The sequence below is a fragment of the Novosphingobium sp. fls2-241-R2A-195 genome, from assembly GCF_030209485.1.
GTDB lineage: Bacteria > Pseudomonadota > Alphaproteobacteria > Sphingomonadales > Sphingomonadaceae > Novosphingobium > Novosphingobium resinovorum.
Window position 1 is genome coordinate 136056 of the sequence record NZ_JARVRY010000002.1, and the last position, 16891, is coordinate 152946.

General features: G+C 66.4%; 18 protein-coding genes and 1 tRNA gene. 13 read left to right on the forward strand and 6 right to left on the reverse strand.

Annotated features, from left to right (window positions below; genetic code table 11):
• Window positions 1–114 precede the first annotated feature (114 nt).
• Window positions 115–1395 (reverse strand): SPOR domain-containing protein, encoded by a 1281-nt coding sequence (locus QRN25_RS01400; RefSeq protein WP_285017023.1) that lies wholly within the window; start codon window positions 1393–1395, stop codon window positions 115–117.
• A 15-nt stretch (window positions 1396–1410) separates the two neighbouring features.
• Complete coding sequence (locus QRN25_RS01405) at window positions 1411–2130, reverse strand: AAA family ATPase (RefSeq protein ID WP_008829345.1); 720 nt, start codon at window positions 2128–2130, stop codon at window positions 1411–1413.
• A 218-nt stretch (window positions 2131–2348) separates the two neighbouring features.
• On the opposite strand from QRN25_RS01405, the gene QRN25_RS01410 reads away from it, so the two are divergent.
• The 5 genes from QRN25_RS01410 to QRN25_RS01430 all read left to right on the forward strand — a co-directional run bounded on the left by QRN25_RS01410 (window position 2349) and on the right by QRN25_RS01430 (window position 6867).
• Window positions 2349–3416 (forward strand): SPOR domain-containing protein, encoded by a 1068-nt coding sequence (locus QRN25_RS01410; RefSeq protein ID WP_285017026.1) that lies wholly within the window; start codon window positions 2349–2351, stop codon window positions 3414–3416.
• Window positions 3395–4690 (forward strand): DUF418 domain-containing protein, encoded by a 1296-nt coding sequence (locus QRN25_RS01415; RefSeq protein ID WP_285017028.1) that lies wholly within the window; start codon window positions 3395–3397, stop codon window positions 4688–4690. Before QRN25_RS01410 ends, QRN25_RS01415 begins: the two co-directional genes overlap by 22 nt.
• A gap of 66 nt (window positions 4691–4756) precedes the next feature.
• A complete protein-coding gene (locus tag QRN25_RS01420) occupies window positions 4757–4951 on the forward strand; it encodes a (2Fe-2S)-binding protein (protein WP_271184787.1) in 195 nt (64 codons plus the stop codon).
• A 72-nt stretch (window positions 4952–5023) separates the two neighbouring features.
• Window positions 5024–5512: a bacterioferritin gene (gene bfr / locus QRN25_RS01425; RefSeq protein WP_008829349.1), complete on the forward strand. Its 489-nt coding sequence runs from the start codon at window positions 5024–5026 to the stop codon at window positions 5510–5512.
• 200 nt (window positions 5513–5712) lie between these two features.
• Window positions 5713–6867, forward strand: a complete 1155-nt coding sequence (locus tag QRN25_RS01430) for an AI-2E family transporter (protein WP_285017031.1) — start codon at window positions 5713–5715, stop codon at window positions 6865–6867.
• A gap of 134 nt (window positions 6868–7001) precedes the next feature.
• Here QRN25_RS01430 and der read toward each other — a convergent pair whose 3' ends face one another.
• The gene (gene der, locus QRN25_RS01435; protein WP_285017032.1) at window positions 7002–8381 is read right to left on the reverse strand and encodes a ribosome biogenesis GTPase Der; all 1380 of its coding nucleotides are present in this window, start codon (window positions 8379–8381) and stop codon (window positions 7002–7004) included.
• On the opposite strand from der, the gene QRN25_RS01440 reads away from it, so the two are divergent.
• Together QRN25_RS01440 and QRN25_RS01445 are read left to right on the forward strand one after the other, a co-directional pair.
• Complete coding sequence (locus QRN25_RS01440; RefSeq protein ID WP_271184695.1) at window positions 8380–8568, forward strand: hypothetical protein; 189 nt, start codon at window positions 8380–8382, stop codon at window positions 8566–8568. The two genes, der and QRN25_RS01440, sit on opposite strands and share 2 nt — an antisense overlap.
• 109 nt (window positions 8569–8677) lie before the next feature.
• The gene (locus QRN25_RS01445) at window positions 8678–9331 is read left to right on the forward strand and encodes a CHAP domain-containing protein (RefSeq protein WP_285017035.1); all 654 of its coding nucleotides are present in this window, start codon (window positions 8678–8680) and stop codon (window positions 9329–9331) included.
• A 66-nt stretch (window positions 9332–9397) separates the two neighbouring features.
• On the opposite strand, the gene QRN25_RS01450 is transcribed toward QRN25_RS01445, so the two are convergent.
• A complete protein-coding gene (locus tag QRN25_RS01450) occupies window positions 9398–9727 on the reverse strand; it encodes a DUF3297 family protein (protein WP_271184693.1) in 330 nt (109 codons plus the stop codon).
• Window positions 9728–9805: 78 nt separating this feature from the next.
• On the opposite strand from QRN25_RS01450, the gene QRN25_RS01455 reads away from it, so the two are divergent.
• Window positions 9806–9880: transfer RNA gene (locus QRN25_RS01455), tRNA-Val, on the forward strand.
• A gap of 59 nt (window positions 9881–9939) precedes the next feature.
• Here QRN25_RS01455 and QRN25_RS01460 read toward each other — a convergent pair.
• Window positions 9940–10143: a hypothetical protein gene (locus QRN25_RS01460; RefSeq protein ID WP_155986174.1), complete on the reverse strand. Its 204-nt coding sequence runs from the start codon at window positions 10141–10143 to the stop codon at window positions 9940–9942.
• Between the two features lie 177 nt (window positions 10144–10320).
• Between QRN25_RS01460 and serS the strand changes: the two genes are divergently transcribed.
• The 4 genes from serS (at window position 10321) to QRN25_RS01480 (ending at window position 14660) form a co-directional block, all read left to right on the forward strand.
• Entirely contained in the window at window positions 10321–11601 is a 1281-nt protein-coding gene (gene serS / locus QRN25_RS01465; protein ID WP_285017038.1) for a serine--tRNA ligase, read from the forward strand.
• 181 nt (window positions 11602–11782) lie between these two features.
• The gene (gene surE, locus QRN25_RS01470; RefSeq protein ID WP_285017040.1) at window positions 11783–12544 is read left to right on the forward strand and encodes a 5'/3'-nucleotidase SurE; all 762 of its coding nucleotides are present in this window, start codon (window positions 11783–11785) and stop codon (window positions 12542–12544) included.
• On the forward strand, window positions 12544–13626 hold the full coding sequence (locus QRN25_RS01475; RefSeq protein WP_285017041.1) for a LysM peptidoglycan-binding domain-containing M23 family metallopeptidase: 1083 nt from the start codon (window positions 12544–12546) through the stop codon (window positions 13624–13626). The genes surE and QRN25_RS01475 overlap by 1 nt, the downstream gene beginning before the upstream one ends.
• Window positions 13627–13634: 8 nt before the next feature.
• Window positions 13635–14660 carry a potassium channel family protein gene (locus QRN25_RS01480; protein WP_285017043.1) on the forward strand — a complete coding sequence of 342 codons (1026 nt, stop codon included), beginning with the start codon at window positions 13635–13637 and terminating at the stop codon, window positions 14658–14660.
• Between the two features lie 163 nt (window positions 14661–14823).
• On the opposite strand, the gene QRN25_RS01485 is transcribed toward QRN25_RS01480, so the two are convergent.
• Window positions 14824–15216 carry a DUF1761 domain-containing protein gene (locus tag QRN25_RS01485; protein WP_008833528.1) on the reverse strand — a complete coding sequence of 131 codons (393 nt, stop codon included), beginning with the start codon at window positions 15214–15216 and terminating at the stop codon, window positions 14824–14826.
• A gap of 131 nt (window positions 15217–15347) precedes the next feature.
• Between QRN25_RS01485 and rimO the strand changes: the two genes are divergently transcribed.
• On the forward strand, window positions 15348–16727 hold the full coding sequence (rimO, locus tag QRN25_RS01490; protein ID WP_285017046.1) for a 30S ribosomal protein S12 methylthiotransferase RimO: 1380 nt from the start codon (window positions 15348–15350) through the stop codon (window positions 16725–16727).
• The last annotated feature ends 164 nt before the right edge of the window (window positions 16728–16891 follow it).

The following is a 16891-nucleotide window of genomic DNA, read 5'->3' on the forward strand; positions in this document are numbered from 1 at the left end:
CCCTGGATTGCTTCGCTGCGCTCGCAATGACGAAGTATGGGGTCAAAGAAAAAGGCCCTTCCGTCCCGCAGGACGAAAGGGCCGTGCAAAGGTTCACATGGAACTTTTGAAGCTTCAGCGGCTCGCCAGCATCGCCCTGCCACGCGCAGCGACCGCGCCCGGCAGCGAGCGGCCGTCCTCATAGGCGAGGCATTCGCCGCCGCGTCCCTTGACGGTCGAGCACATCGACTGCGCCACGCCGCGCGCGAAACCTTCGGCGGCAACGCGGTAATAGCGACGCCCGTTGACGTCGGCCTCGGTGATCCGCAGCGCATGACCGCGCAGTGAGGGATCGCGCTTCTGGAAGATCGCCCAGGCCCGCTTGGCGCCGTCCATTGTGCTGAACGAGCCGAGCTGCACCAGATGGCTCCCCGACTGGCCAGTCACGGCCTGTTTAACCGGAGCGGCCTTCGCCGCCGCCTTCTTCACCTGCGGCTTCTGCATGCGCGCGAGGCTGCCATCGAAAGCGCGCTCGATCGAGCGGCGCGGCGCCTCGTCCGCGAACGCCGGAGCGACCGGCGCAGGTGCTTCGGCAAAGACCGGAGCGGGCGCGGCCTCTTCGGTCGCGGGAAGTTCGGCGACCGGCTCAACCGGCTCGGCCGCAGCCATCATCACGCGCGGGGTATGATCGATACCGTTCAGTGCCAGCGCCGTCGGCTGGCCCGGATCGAGGCGCAGCGGCGTGCCCAGCAGGCCGGCGACGCGTGCGCGGCCCTGTTCGGGGCTCGCCTTGGCGCCCCAGTCCTGCAGGCGCGCTTCGAGTTCATCGCCCGAGACGTCCTGCGATGCGATCACCCGTGCCTCGGCCCAGCGGCCGTCGAGGGCATAAGCATAGGCAAGGTTCTGACGCGTCTTGGCGTTGTTTTCGCCGCCGCGCACGGCCTGCGAAAGCACCTCGACGCCCTGCGCAGGCTGGCCCGCCAGCGCCACGGCGAGGCCGTAGTCGCTCGCCGGGAGCTTGTTGGCAAAGCGCTGCAGCACGTCGAGCGCCTCGGCCTTGCGGCCCGAACCGATGTAGGCGAGCGCGAGGCTGAGCCCCGTGCGCGGGCTGCGGTCGCCCAGCGCCAGCGCGTCCTCGAAGGTCGTGGCGGCCGAATTGAAGCGACCGGCGGCAAGGTAACCCTGCGCCAATGCCGAGCGGGCGCCCATGTCGCGCGGTGACTTGGCGACACGCGCCTCCACCTTGGAAAGGGCCCCCTCGTCCACTCCGGCGACCTGCCCCTCGGCCACGCGCGTGTCACCCGCGCTGGCGACACCGTGCGGCCCACTCGCGCAGCCCGCGAGCAGCGCCGCGACCATGGCCGAGCACAAGGTGAAGCCTGCGTTACGGGCGCTGTTGTTGTGGCGGTTCTTCATGGCATCTACCCCAAATCAGGCCGGAACACGGCGGCCGAAACCGCCCACCGGACGCAGCACGCCTCCCTGCACCGGCTGTCCGACAGCGGGTGCGGCGAAAATCGTGCGGCGGAAATTCTTTTCGAGACGGTCGGCGACATAGGCCCACAAGGCGGCCATCTCGGCGGCGGAGCGACCGTTCGGGTCGATCTCCATGACGGTGCGGCCGTCGATCATCGAGGCCGCGAAATCGGTGCGCTGGTGCACGGTGACCGGGGCCACGGTGCCGTGCTGCGAGAGCGCGACGGCGGCCTCGGCGGTGATGCGCGCCTTGGGCGTGGCGCCGTTGACGACGAAGACCAGCGGTTTGCCCGACCGCTCGCACAAGTCGACGGTGGCGCCCACGGCGCGCAAGTCATGCGGGCTGGGGCGGGTCGGGATGACGATGAGTTCGGCGACGGCGATGACGCTCTGGATCGCGAGGGTAATTGCGGGCGGGGTATCGATCACCGCCAGCTTGAAACCCTGCTGGCGCAGCACCTGAAGATCTGCGGCAAGGCGCGCCACAGTAGTCTGCGCGAAGGCCGGCATCTCCGCCTCGCGCTCGTTCCACCAGTCGGAAAGCGAGCCTTGCGGGTCGATGTCGATCAGCACGACCGGCCCGGCTCCGGCGCGCTGCGCCTGCACGGCAAGATGGCCGGACAGCGTCGTCTTGCCCGATCCGCCCTTCTGCGATGCCAAAGCCAAAACGCGCAAAACCGATTCCCCTATACGGCGGGCGCCGTGCCCTGCCGATGGGAGTGCCAGATCGTTCCTAATTTACGGTTAATTGCTTAGAGGGGCGAAACCGGGCGTTCACCGGCGCAAGTGTGACGATTCAGAGTGCACCCCACGTTAACGCTTTTAGCTTACCACAATCCGTGGTTCATGGGGATCCTGGACCTTCTACGGGGCAGTAGCGGAACACCGACGACGTGAGCAAGATTCTCCCGATACTCACCGCCGCCATGGTGGCGCTCGCCGTGCCCGCATGGAGCGCGGGACTCGCCGCCGACATGGCCGGAACCAGTGTAAAGGACGGCGTCGATGCGTGGTCCAGCGGCAATTACGACGACGCCGTGCGCATCTGGCAGCCGCTCGCCAACCAGGGCGACCCCGACGCGCAGTTCAACCTGGCGCAGGCCTACAAGCTGGGACGCGGGGAGCCGCTCGACCTGGCCCGCGCCGAGGATCTTTACGGCAAGGCCGCTGCCAAGGGCCATGTGCAGGCCGCCGACGCCTACGGCCTGCTGCTGTTCCAGCGCGGCGAGCGCCAGCGCGCCCTGCCCTATATCCAGAACTCCGCCGCGCGCGGCGATCCGCGCGCGCAATACATCCTCGGCGTTGCGCACTTCAACGGTGACCTGGTGCCCAAGGACTGGGTGCGCGCCTATGCGCTGGCAAGTCTCGCGCAGGCCGCCGGGCTCCCGCAGGCCAAAAGCGCGCTGGAGCAGATGGACCGCAACATCCCTCTGGCGGACCGTCAGAAGAGCGTCGTCCTCGCCCAGAAGATCGCCGCCGAAACGCAGGCGAACCTCCAGCGCCAGAGCGCCTCGGCCGAACTCGGCACCCGCCTCGCCATGGCCGAGCCGGTCCGCGCGCCAGAGGTGACCGAGGCGAAGCGCGCCGTCACCGAAGCCGCCCGCGCCGCCGGAACGAGCGATACCCTGCCCCGCAGCGCCGCTCCTGCGCCGGTCAAGGCCGCGCCGGTCAAGCCACTTGGGCCGCAACCGGCACCTGCACCCAAGCCCCCAGCACCAAAACCCGTAGCCTCCGGCCCGTGGCGCGTCCAGCTCGGCGCCTTCGGCGTTCCCGGCAATGCCGAGGCGCTGTGGGGCAAGATCAAGGGCCGCCCCGAACTCGCCGGTCATCCGCGCGCGCTGGTGCCCGCAGGACGGCTGACGAAGCTGCAGGCCACCGGCTTCGCCTCGAAGGCCGAGGCCGACGCTGCCTGTGCCCGCCTGACCGCCGGTGGCTTCGGGTGTCTGGCGAGCAGGGACTGACCCTCTCCGACCTCGCCGAAGAGGATGCGCCCGCCGCTGCCCCGGCGCGGCTGGAAACGCTTGACCTGATCCGCGGCGTCGCCGTGCTCGGCATCCTGGCGATCAATATCGCCGGGTTCGCCGGACCGATGATCGGCACGACGACGCCGACGCTCCTCCATCCCGTCAGCCCGCTGGACGAGGCCGCATGGGCGTTCAGCTTCCTGTTCTTCGAGGGCAAGATGCGGGCGCTGTTCACCCTGCTGTTCGGCGCCGGGCTGGTGCTGTTCCACGAACGCGCGGAGGCGGCAGGGCGCGACGGCGACCAGATCCAGCTGCGACGGCTCGGCTGGCTGCTGCTGCTGGGGATCGCGCATTACCTGCTGCTGTGGTGGGGCGACATCCTGTTCCTCTACGCCGCCTGCGGCATCGCGGCGCTGCTGATGCGCCCGCTCAGCGACCGCATGCTGCTGTGGATCGCCCTTGCTCTCTACTACGCCTGGCACATCTGGGGGATGTTCGACGCCGCGACCGCCATCGACGCCGAACACGCCGTGCGCGACCACGTCGCCACGACGGAGCAACTGCGCCTGCTCGCGGCCCGACTGCAGCCGATGTACGACTGGGCAGCGCAGGAAATGCACGAGGCCCGGCTTGGCTGGCTCGACCTCCTGCGGGTCAAGCTGGTCGAACGCCCCTTCTGGCAGATCCAGATGATATCGGGCTCGTTCTCCGAAACGCTGCCGCTGATGCTGATCGGCATGGCGCTCTATCGGGCCGGCTTGTTCGATGGAACATTGCGCCGCAAGCGCCTGATCGAAGTCTCGCTGGCCTGCACTTTTGCGGGGATGGCGCTGACCGCAATGTTCCTCGGCTGGGCCTGGCCGCGCCATTTCCCTGCGGTCGCCATGCAGGCCGCGCTCGTCTGGGGCCTGGCCATGCCGCACGTGCTGGGCGGCGTGGGCTATGCCGGGCTGCTGGTGCTCGCAGCACCGCGAATCGCGCCGACCTGGCTCGGCCGCCGGTTGATCGCCGCCGGGCGAATGGCGTTCAGCAACTACATCGCCACCAGCCTCGTCATGACTTTCGTGTTCTACGGCTGGGGCCTCGGGCTCTACGGTCAGGTCCCGCCTGCACGGCAATGGCTGTTCGTGCTCGGCGGCTGGGCGCTGATGCTGGCGTGGAGCCCGGTCTGGCTGCGGCATTTCCGGCGCGGGCCGCTGGAATGGCTCTGGCGCTCGCTCGTGGAGCACCGTCCGTTAAACAATCGGCCGCTGAACAATCGCATAGCCTGATGCATTTTCGCTATTGCGATCTATTCGCACTCGCATATATTGAGCGAAGAACACAAGGATTCGCTCATGTACGTGTGCATCTGCAATGCCATCCGAGAGACCGAACTTCGCTGCGCAGCCCGCCGTGTGCGCGGCAATGCTGAAGCGATCTACGGCTCGATCGGTCGCACCCCGCAGTGCCGCCAGTGCCTGGACGAAGCCGAAGACATCATCGCCGACGAAGTTTCGTCCGCCGGAATGGGAATAGCTGCCGCCGCTTAATTCATGACCTGACTTGCCCGACTCGACATTGCCGGATATAGGCCGCGGCTCCAGAATAGGAGTTTCCGCGCGATGAAGGGCGACCTCAAGGTTATCGAGTTTCTGAACAAGGCGCTGTTCAACGAGCTCACCGCAATCAACCAGTATTGGCTGCATTATCGCATGCTGGACAACTGGGGCATCAAGAAGCTCGCCGAGTACGAGCGCCATGAGTCGATCGACGAAATGAAGCACGCCGACGTGCTGGCCGATCGCATCCTCTATCTCGACGGCCTCCCCAACTTCCAGAACCTGGGCAAGCTGCGCGTCGGCGAAACGGTCGAGGAAATCCTCAAGGCCGACCTCGCGCTCGAATACGACGCGATCCCGATGCTCAAGGAAGCCATTGCCCACTGCGAGACCGTGCGCGACTTCGTCAGCCGCGAGATCTTCGCCCGCATCCTCGAGAGCGAGGAAGAGCACGTCGACTTCCTCGAAAAGCAGTTCGACATGATCGCCCGCATGGGCATCCAGAACTACTGCCAGCTCCAGAGCAAGCCGGCTGGCGAATCGGAATCCTGATTTACAGGGGCGGTGTCCGAAAGACCTGCCCCACCACTTCGTCATTGCGAGCGAAGCGAAGCAACCCAGGGCGGCATAATGCTGCCATGGGTTGCTTCGCTTCGCTCGCAATGACGGATCACCGTGCTTCCAACGGGAACCGCCGCCGCTGCCGTCGTTTATCGGATGGCAGCGGCGGTTTTGCGTTGTAAGGGGTGGTAATGGGATCTGACGAAAAGCGTGGCTTACAGACGGAGGACATCGGCTTCGCCGTCCTCGTGGTGCTTATTACCCTGGCTGCGGCCTACCTGCTCGCCCCCTATTTCGGCGCAGTGCTGTGGGGCGTGGTCGCTGCGATCATGTTCCAGCCGCTCACCGCAAGGCTCACGAAGCAGATGGAGGGGCGCAAGAACCTCGCTGCATCGATCGTGCTGTTCGGGTTGATCGCGCTATTCGTGATCCCGACGATCCTGCTGGGCATCAGCCTCGTGAACGAGGCGACCACGCTCTACCAGAAGATCACCAGCGGCCAGATCGACTTCGGTCGCATCTTCCAGCAGATCCAGAACGCGCTGCCGCGCCGCGTGCGCGGCTTCGTGGCCGAATACGGCCTCAACGACTTCGAATCGATCCGCCGTGAATTCGGCTCCAGCATCACCAGCGGGTTGCAGACCGTGGCCGGGCGCGTGCTGTCGGTCGGGCAAGGCGCACTGAGCTTCATCGCCGCGCTCGGCGTGATGCTCTACCTCAGCTATTTCCTGCTGCGCGACGGTGATCGCTACGGCGAGATGGTGCGGACCAGCCTGCCCCTCCACGCCGATACCCGCGATTCGCTGATCGAGAACTTCCTGCGCGTGGTGCGCGCGACGATGCGCGGCACAGTGGTGGTGGCGGTCGTGCAGGGCTTCCTCGGCGGCCTGCTGTTCTCGGTGCTCGGGATCGAGGGGGCGCTGATCTGGGGCGTGCTGATGGGGTTCTTCTCGCTGCTGCCCGCCGTCGGCACGGGCATCATCTGGGTGCCGGTGGCGATCTACCTGTTCGCTACCGGTGCGGTGATGAAGGCCGGCATCGTGGTGTTCTGCGGCGTGTTCATCATCGGCATGGTCGATAACGTGCTGCGCCCGATCCTAGTCGGCCGGGACACCCGCCTGCCCGACTTCGTGGTGCTGATCGCGACGCTTTCGGGGCTGGAACTGTTCGGCCTCAACGGCTTCATCATCGGCCCGGTCATCGCCGCCCTGTTCATCGCCGTCTGGAACCAGCACCGCGACCGGCGGCAGGCCAAAGCCGCCGTGGCGGAAGGTTCACCGATCCCGGTGCAGACCGAAGCGGGTGCGGCGAAGGCGGTAGAGGAAGCCGTCGCGCATCCTTCGTAACCGGGGAAGACCCACCCCCAGCCCCTCCCGCGAGCGGGAGGGGGGCAGCACAAACGAAAACCCTCCCGCAAGCGGGAGGGTCGGGAGGCTTGGTTCAAAGGACCTAGCCGGACGGGGTGGGCCTGCGCCCGCCCTCAGTCCTTCTTGAACGGGTTCTTCGCGCTGCGCAGGTTCAGGCGGATCGGCACCGATTCGAAGCCCAGTTCACGCCGCATCCCGTTGATGAGATAGCGCTTGTAGCTCTCCGGCAGTAGATCGAGCCGCGTGCCGAAGACCACGAAGCCCGGCGGGCGGGTCTTCGCCTGCGTGATGTAGCGCAGCTTGATGCGCTTGCCGCCCGGCGCCGGCGGCGGGTTGGCGCCCAGCGCATCGTCGAACCAGCGGTTGAGCGCCGAAGTCGGCACGCGCTTGCTCCAGGCCTCGCGGATGGAGAAGGCTGCGGCGATCATCTCGTCCAGCCCCTTGCCGGTGCGCGCGGAGACCGCCAGCAGCGGCAGACCGCGAACCTGCGCCAGTCCATCATCCAGCGCGGCGCGAATGCCGTTGAACAGGCCCGAGGCATCCTCGGCCACGTCCCACTTGTTGATCGCGATCATCAGCGCGCGGCCCTCCTCCAGCACCTTGGAGGCGATCGTCAGGTCCTGGTGCTCCAGCCCCCGCGTGGCGTCGAGCAGCAGCACCACGACTTCGGCGAAGTCGATCGCATGGCGCGCGTCAGCCACGGCCATGCGCTCCAGCTTCTCGACCACGTTGGCGCGCTTGCGCATGCCGGCCGTGTCGATCAGGTGAACCTCGCGCATGTCCTGCGTCTTGGGGTCCGTCCAGTTCCAGTGGATGGTGATCGAATCGCGGGTGATCCCCGCCTCCGGCCCGGTGAGCAGGCGGTCTTCGCCCAGCAGCTTGTTGATGAGCGTGGACTTGCCCGCGTTAGGACGGCCGACGATCGCCAGCTTGAGCGGCGCGAGCAGGCGCGCTTCCTCGTCCTCTTCCTCGGGAAATTCGTCTTCGGGCGGCTGCAGCGGATCGAGGTGCGGCAACAGCGCCTCGAACAGGTCCGCCATGCCTTCGCCGTGTTCGGCGGAGACACCGATCGGATCGCCGAGGCCCAGCGAATAGGCTTCCAGCAGCCCGCCTTCGCCCGCGCGGCCCTCGGCCTTGTTGGCAAGCAGGATCACCGGCACCGGCGAGGCGCGCAGCCAGTTGCCGATCTCCTCGTCGAGCGGGGTGAGCCCCGCGCGCGCATCGACCACGAACAGCGCGACATCCGCGGTCGCCAGCGCGGCCTCGGTCTGCTTGCGCATCCGGCCCGGCAGCGTCTCGGCCTCGTCGTCCTCCCAGCCGGCGGTGTCGACGATCTGGAATTTCAGGCCGATAAGCTCGGCATCGCCGAAACGACGGTCGCGCGTGACGCCGGGCTGGTCGTCGACCAGCGCCAGCTTCTTGCCGACGAGTCGGTTGAACAGCGTGGACTTGCCGACGTTGGGTCGGCCTATGATGATAACTTGGGGAAGCATGATTCCCACCGCTTGGGGATTTCCGGCGAATTTAGCAAGCTTTGCGGTGATTCGCGCTGCCCTGCCAAGAGCAGGACGCGTCGGCGTCAGCCCCGGCCACTTCGCGAAAAGCACGCCGATTACCTGCATTTACAAAGACATCAGGAAAAGGACGAAAATCCGCGTTAACGTCGATGCAATCGATTGATGCTCAATATTCGAGCCGATTTGAGCAACTCGACCGGAACCTTTCGGCCGCTCGTCGTTAACCAACCCCGGAAGACGCATGGCAATGTTCCGAGGGCAAAACGGCGCTCATGAGGGCTTTTCGATACATCACCGTTGCAGCGCTGGCTCTGGCGAGCGTGCTTCCCGCAACCGCCATGGCCGCGACCGTCATCGACGCGGACAGCGCGCGCGACGGCGGCGCGGGCTCGGCCGTGAGCGTGCCCAATACCCCCGGCCACCTCGAATGCGTGCCTTATGCGCGCACCACTTCGGGCATCCAACTCTATGGCGATGCGTGGACCTGGTGGGGTCAGGCCAAGGGCCGCTACGCCACCGGCGGATCGCCGCGCGTGGGCGCGGTAATGGCGATCAAGCCGTTCAACAATTCGAAGCTCGGCCACGTCGCCACCGTCAGCCGCATCGTCGATGCGCGCACAGTGCTGCTCAGCCACGCCAACTGGTCGGTGCCGGGCGAGATCGAGCGCAACGTCACCGCGCTCGACGTCTCGCCGAACAACGACTGGAGCGAGGTGCGCATCTGGTACGGCCCCTCGCGCAATCTGGGCAACACGCACTGGCCGGTCTCGGGCTTCATCTACAACGCCAAGCCCGGCACGAAGTTCAGGGAGGCGGCACCCGATCGCGGCGAAGTTCGCCTTGCCTCCGCCCGCGATGACCGTCCGGCAAAGAAAAAGGGCCGCCGCAGCGACCCTATCGGCGACATCATCGCCGGAAACTTCTAACCCTCTCATCCCCCCGGGAAAAGCGCGCCCTCGCCTCTGCGACGGCGCGCTTTTCGTTCCGGGAGTTCAGTCTTTCTTCGCGACCGGCGGGTTCTCTCCGAGGTCTTCGTACCACGCCTCGACCGGCCCCATCAGCTTGACGGTAAGCGGATTGCCCTTGCGGTCGAGCGTCTTGCCCGCCTGCACGCGCACCCAGCCTTCGGAAATGGAATATTCCTCGACATTGGTGCGCACGGTGCCCTTGAAGCGGATGCCGACGCCGCGCTGCAGCTTGTCCTGATCGAAGAAGGGGCTGCGCGGATTGATCGCGAGGTGATCGGGCGGCACGTCGGAACCGGCATTGGGCGTACCGGAGGCGACGGGGGCGGATTCGGGCGTGGTGTTATCTTCAGTCATGTCGCAGCGATTTATCTTGCATTCCCCGCTTGTCAATTCGATCCGGCCTGTCTAAAGGCGCGCTTCCGCTAACGGAGCGGGCGCGTAGCTCAGCGGTAGAGCACACCCTTCACACGGGTGGGGTCACAGGTTCAATCCCTGTCGCGCCCACCATCCTTCTCCAAGGATGGTGACTTCGCCTCCGGCGATCTTCCTGAAACTGATCTTGCGTCCTAGTCGGCCGGTGCCTTCTGCACGGCGCCCGGATCGGCACCGGGACGCTGCAGGACACCGATCGAGGTGGCGGCGATTCCCGCCGCGATCACGAACATCACGGCAAGCCCCGCCGCCATCCAGACGATCTTTCGCACGCCCTTGCGCGTGCCGGGCGAGGCGTGGCGTTCGTTCATCGGATCGTTCGGGTCTTCTTCGAGCAATTCACGCACTCCGGGTCCGACAGCCCTGCGGCGGCTGTCACCGGTGCAACGATCCCCTTGCCGCGTTGTTGCCGATTGCAATGTCGGGCCATAAGCACGTTTCAACGGCCGATCGGCGTCATAAACCGGCGCGGCGTCTTGCGGGCGCAACGCCCGCGCGGCATAGGCAGCGGCACTATGCACGACATCCGCCAGATCCGCGAAAACCCCGAAGCCTTCGACGCCGGCCTCGCCCGCCGGGGCGTAGCGCCCGTTGCCGCCAGCCTCGTCGCCCTCGACGAGCAGCGCCGCGCCGTCGCGACGCGCATGCAGGAAGGGCAGAACCGCCGCAACGAAGCCTCCAAGGCGATCGGCAAGGCCATGGGTTCGGGCGACACCGCCACGGCCGAGACACTCAAGGCCGAAGTCGCGACGCTCAAGGATACTCTCCCCGCGCTCGAAGCCGAGGAGAAGGCACTTTCCGCGCAGCTTCAGGACGCGCTGGCGGGCCTGCCCAACATTCCCGTCGCCGAAGTGCCGGACGGCGAGGACGAATCGCAGAACGTCGAAGTCTCGCGCTGGGGCACGCCGCGCGAATTCGCCTTCACGCCCAGGGAACATGCCGACCTCGGCCCCGCACTCGGCCTCGATTTCGAGACGGGCGCGAAGCTGTCGGGCGCGCGCTTCACCTTCCTCAAGGGCCAGATGGCGCGCCTGCACCGCGCGCTCGCGCAGTTCATGCTGGATACGCAGACCTCGGCCAACGGCTATATGGAATGCGCCGTGCCGCTGCTGGTCAAGGACGAGGCCGTCTACGGCACCGGCCAGCTGCCCAAGTTCTCCGAGGATCTGTTCAGGACCACCGACGGTCGCTGGCTGATCCCGACGGCCGAAGTCTCGCTGACCAACGCGGTCTCGGGCGACATCCTGAATCCCGAGACACTGCCCCTGCGCATGACCGCCCTCACCCCCTGCTTCCGCTCGGAAGCGGGCGCGGCCGGGCGTGACACGCGCGGGTTCATCCGCCAGCACCAGTTCGAGAAGGTCGAACTCGTCACCATCGCCAAGCCGGAAGAGAGCGAGGCAGAGCACGAGCGCATGGTCAAGGCCGCCGAGGGCATTCTCGAAGCACTCGGCCTGCCCTACCGCAAGGTGCTGCTCTGCGCCGGCGACATGGGAGCCACCGCGCGCAAGACCTTCGACCTCGAAGTCTGGCTGCCGGGTCAGGCCGCTTACCGCGAGATCAGCTCGATCTCGAACTGCGGCGACTATCAGGCCCGCCGCATGAACGCGCGCTACAAGCCGGAAGGCTCGAAGAAGACCGAGTTCGTGCACACGCTCAACGGTTCGGGCCTCGCGGTCGGCCGCACGCTGGTCGCGGTTCTGGAGAACTATCAGCAGGAGGACGGCTCGGTTCTGGTGCCCGAGGTGCTCAAGCCGTGGATGGGCGGGATCGAGAAGCTGGAAGCGCTGGTCTGAGCGACCACTCTTCCTCGTCCCACCCTTCCTCGTCATTGCGAGCATAGCGAAGCAATCCAGGGCAGATCGATTCCGCTCTGGATCGCCACGGGCCTGCGGCCCTCGCGATGACGAAAGAAAATACGGTGCCGCAACGGGTTCGCGTAGCCTCCCTTGCGCAACTATGGTTAAAGGCATGAATATGCGCATTCTCCTCACCAATGACGACGGCATCAACGCCCCCGGCCTCTATGTGCTGGAGAAGATCGCCGCGCAGCTTTCCGACGACATCTGGATCTGCGCGCCGAGCGAGGAACAGTCCGGCGCGGGGCACTCGCTGACCCTCACCCGCCCGGTGCGGATGCGCCAGCACGCGGAAAAGCGCTTCTCGGTGACCGGCACGCCGACCGATTCGGTGACGATGGGGCTGCGCAAGGCGCTCCCCGGACCGCCCGACCTGATCCTCTCGGGCGTCAATCGCGGCGCCAACCTCGGCGATGACGTGACCTATTCGGGAACCGTCTCGGCCGCGCTGGAAGGCGCGCTGGCGGGCATCCGCTCGATCGCGCTCAGCCAGGTCCCCTCGCGCGAGGACATGGGCGACGGCGTGGACTTCGCCGCCGCCGAGGCATGGGGCGCCAAAGTGCTGCGCCCGCTGCTCGATCAGCCGTTCGCGCCGCGCACGCTGGTCAACGTCAACTTCCCGGCGCTGCCCGCCGATGCGATCAAGGGCATCCGCGTCGTGCGTCAGGGCTTCCACGACTACGCGCGCGGATCGGTCGTCGAAGGCCGCGATCCGCGCGGTTTCCCGTATTACTGGTTCGGCCTCCACGGGATCGAGCACACGCTGGGCCACAACACCGACCTCGAGGCGATCTCGGAAGGCTACATTTCGGTGACGCCGCTGCACCTCGACCTTACGCACGACGCCTCGATGCAGGCGCTGGCGGAGCGTTTCGCCTGATGAAGCGCGCCCTCTTCCTCGCTGCCGCCCTTGCGAGCACGCCCGCTTATGCCGCCGCTCCCAAAGAGGAAGAGACGGTCCACGTCGTCGCGTCCGGCGAAACCCTGAACGGCATCGCCAACCGCGCGGGGGTTTCGACCAGCGCCATCGTCAAGGCCAACGCGCTTAAGGAGCCCTACGTGGTTCGCGTCGGCCAGAAGCTGGCAATCCCGCGCGTAAGCAAGGCGGCGCAAGTCGCCCGCGCCGCCGACACCGCAGCGCCTGCCGCGAAGAAGGTCGCCACTGCCGCCCGCGTGATCGAGGCCCGCACCCCGGCTGCCGCAGGGGCGCCCGAATACGAGACCGAACACCTCGTCGCCACCGGCGAAACGCTCGGCGGTATCGCCGCGCGCGCCAAGGTGCCCCGCATCCTCATCGCCGAAGCCAACGGCCTGCAGCCGCCCTATGACGTGCGCGTCGGCCAGAAGCTGCGGATTCCGCGCACCGGCCGCCATCTGGTGAAGACCGGGGAAACCGGCTTCTCCATCTCGATGGACACGGCCGTGCCATGGGATCAGATCGCGCTCGCCAACAGCCTCGATCCGGCCGCGCCGGTGAAGCCGGGCCAGAACCTGCTGATCCCGACGCTGATCGAACCACCCAAGGGTGCCGCGAAGACCATCGTGCCCGCACCCAAGCCGGTGGTTGCGGCTTCGGCACCTCGCTCCGCGCGGTTCGCGTGGCCTCTGACCGGCACCGTGCGGCGCGGGTACACGACGGGTTCCGACTACCACGACGGCATCGATATCCCCGCCGCCAAGGGCACGATGGTCCGTGCGGCCGCTGCCGGAACCGTCAAGTTCGCGGGGGCAGAGAAGAACCAGTTCGGCAACCTCGTCGTGCTCGACCACGGCGACGGCTGGTTCACCGCCTACGGCTTCCTCAGCCGCGTCACAGTGAAGGAAGGCGCGAAAGTCGCCGCCGGGGAACGCGTGGGCCTGGTCGGTGACACCGGGCGCGCCAAGGGCAGCGAACTGCACTTCGAAGTGCGCCAGGACGGCCAGCCCGTCGATCCGCTGGGCCAGTTGCCCAAGGCCCCCTGATCACCGGCATGAAGAAGCCGAAACTGCCTCCCAAGCTGGCGAAGCCGCTCAAGCGCGCGGTCGACCTGCCGGTATGGGCGGACCTTGGCCTCAGGCTGGGCGGCGCCTTCGCGCTGGTGATGCTTGTGGTGCTGCTCCACTGGATCGACCGCGACGGCCTCAAGGACACGCACGACGGGACCGTCAGCGTCCTCGACGTGTTCTATTTCACCATGATCTCGATCACCACGACCGGTTTCGGCGACATTGCGCCGGTCAGCGACAAGTCGCGGCTGATCGAGGCGGTGATCGTCACGCCGATCCGCTTCGCGGTGATCTTCATCTTCGTGGGCACCGCCTACAATTACTTCATCAAGCATAGCTGGGAGAGCTGGCGCATGAAGCGCATTCAGGAACGCCTGTCCGACCATGTCGTCGTGCTGGGCTTCGGCGTCAGCGGCTCGCAGGCGGTACAGGAACTGATCGCGCGCGGCACCGACCCGGCCTGCATCGTCGTCGTCGATCCGTCCGCGGGACGGCTGCGCCATGCCGAGCAGCAGGGCTGCAACGTGCTCGAAGGCGATGCCACCCGCGACGAGACGCTCGCTGCCGTGCGCATCGATGCAGCGCGAACGATCCTGGTCTCGGCGGGGCGCGACGACACCTCGATCCTGATCGTGCTGACCGCGCGCCACCTTGCGCCCGGCGTGCCGATTACCGTGGTGGTGCGCGCCGATGACAACGAACTGCTGGCGCGGCAGGCGGGCGCGGATAACGTCATCAACCCGGTGCGCTTTACCGGCCTGCTGCTAGCGGGCTCGGCAGAAGGGCAGCACATCGCCGAATACATGTCCGACCTCGCCTCGGTGGACGGGCGGGTGCAATTGGTGGAACGGCCGGTGCGCCCGGAGGAAGTCGGCAAGTCGCTGGATCAATTGGCCACCGGCAAGGGCGTGCGCATCTATCGCGGCGAGCAGTGCATCGGCTTCTGGGAGCCCGGCGCAAAAGTGCTGGAGGCCGGCGATCTGATCGTGGAGATCGCGGTCACGCCTTGAAGTCTATTCTAAAGTTATCGCAGCAAATCTCGTCATCCCAGCGCAGGCTGGGACCGCTTGCCGCAAGAACCCACATAGGATCGAGGCACTCTGACGAGAGTTGGGCGCACAGCCGCCAGCGGTCCCAGCCTGCGCTGGGATGACGACAGTGTTTGCAGCAACCTTACCCGAATACCCAGAACACCAGCCCCATCGCCAGGTAGGCGACCAGCCAGAACGCGCAGTCGATCACCCGGCGCGCGGGCTCGGTGCGGCTGCGTGAGTGCGTCAGCCACACCGCAGGCATCACGAAGGCGATCGCCAGTCCGCCGCTCTGCATGAAGTAGAGCCAAGGCTTCGCCGCCAGCGTCTCGGCGCCGATCCGGGCAAGCGCATGCCCCAGCATCGCCGCGCTGATGAGGAACACCACGGCCATGGTGATGTAACCGCCCGCACGTTCGGAACTGCCGGGGACGATCTGGCGTCCGTCACGGAACAGCACGGTGTTCCACACGACGCCCGCCGCTACCGCGAGCGCTGCAGCCAGCACGACCGCCAGCCAGTTCACCGGACCCATTTCCAATCCTTCCCTAAGTGCGGCGCCCTGTCTTGCAGGCTCCGTGCACTTGTGCAAGTTTTGCGAATCACCCGCAAAATTCGTTTTTCGTGACTCCGACGTCATTTGCGGGTATCGGGCGCGCCAATCCCATGGCTATCGAACTCCCCTCCCCGCCGAAAGTCGGCATGGTCAGCCTCGGCTGCCCGAAAGCGCTCGTCGATTCAGAGCGCATCCTCACCCGCCTGCGCGCGGACGGCTACGACATGAGCCCGGACTATTCCGGCGCCGATGTCGTGCTCGTCAACACCTGCGGCTTCCTCGATTCCGCCAAGGAAGAAAGCCTTGCCGCCATCGGCGAGGCGATCGCCGAGAACGGCCGCGTGATCGTGACCGGCTGCATGGGCAACGAGGCGGAAGCGATCCGCGCCAAGTTCCCGCAAGTCCTCGCGGTGACCGGTGCGCATCAGTACGAGGCGGTCGTCGAGGCGGTGCACGAGGCGGCCCCGCCCGAACTCTCGCCCTACCTCGACCTGATCCCGCAGGCCTACGACGACGCCGGCGTGAAGCTGACGCCGCGCCACTACGGCTACCTCAAGATCTCCGAGGGCTGCAACCACGCCTGCTCGTTCTGCATCATCCCCAGCTTGCGCGGCAAGCTGGCAAGCCGCCGCATCGACGCGGTGCTGCGCGAAGCGGAAAAGCTGGTGCAGGCCGGGACGCGCGAACTGCTCGTCATCAGCCAGGACACTTCGGCCTACGGCGTCGACGTGCGCCACGAGGAACGCATGTGGAAGGACCACGCGGTCCGCACCCACATGACCGACCTCGCCCGCGAACTCGGCGGCCTGAAGGATGCGCAGGGCCGCAAGCCGTGGGTGCGCCTGCACTACGTCTACCCCTACCCGCACGTCGACAACGTCATCCCGCTGATGGCCGAAGGGCTGATCACGCCCTACCTCGACATCCCGTTCCAGCACGCGGCGCCGTCGGTGCTCAAGGCGATGAAGCGCCCGGCGAACGAGGCCAAGGTGCTCGACCGCATCCACAAGTGGCGCGAAATTTGCCCGGATATCGCGATCCGCTCCAGCTTCGTCGTCGGCTTCCCCGGCGAGACGGAAAGCGACTTCCAGTACCTGCTCGACTGGCTCGACGAAGCGCAGCTCGACCGCGTCGGCGCCTTCCGCTTCGAACCGGTCGAGGGTGCCTCGGCGAACCACCTGCCCGATCCGGTGCCGGAAGAGGTCAAGGAAGAGCGCTACCAGCGGATCATGGAAAAGACCGCCGCGATCAGCGCCGCGAAGCTCGCCGCCAAGGTCGCCCGCGTGCTGCCCGTCATCATCGACGAAGTGGGCGAAGCAGACGAAGACGGTGACGTCGGTGCAACCGGCCGCTCGCAGGCGGATGCTCCCGAGATCGACGGAAACGTCTTCCTGCGCGACGCTGGTGGGCTGCAAGTCGGTGATATCGTTGAAGTTCTCGTCGAAGATGCGGACGAGCACGACCTCTATGGGGCCGTTTTGCAAAGTTGACGCTCAGCGCACAGAGGGCGATCGTTGCAAGACATGCAACTTATGTAATGGTTTTCGCGTTTGCGGGAATCACCTTCCGAAAGCATATGGGGGGTGCCTTTCAGGCATCCTCTCCCAAAACTTCTACAGGGCTGGTCTTCGGACCGGCCCTTTCTTTTTGCCTG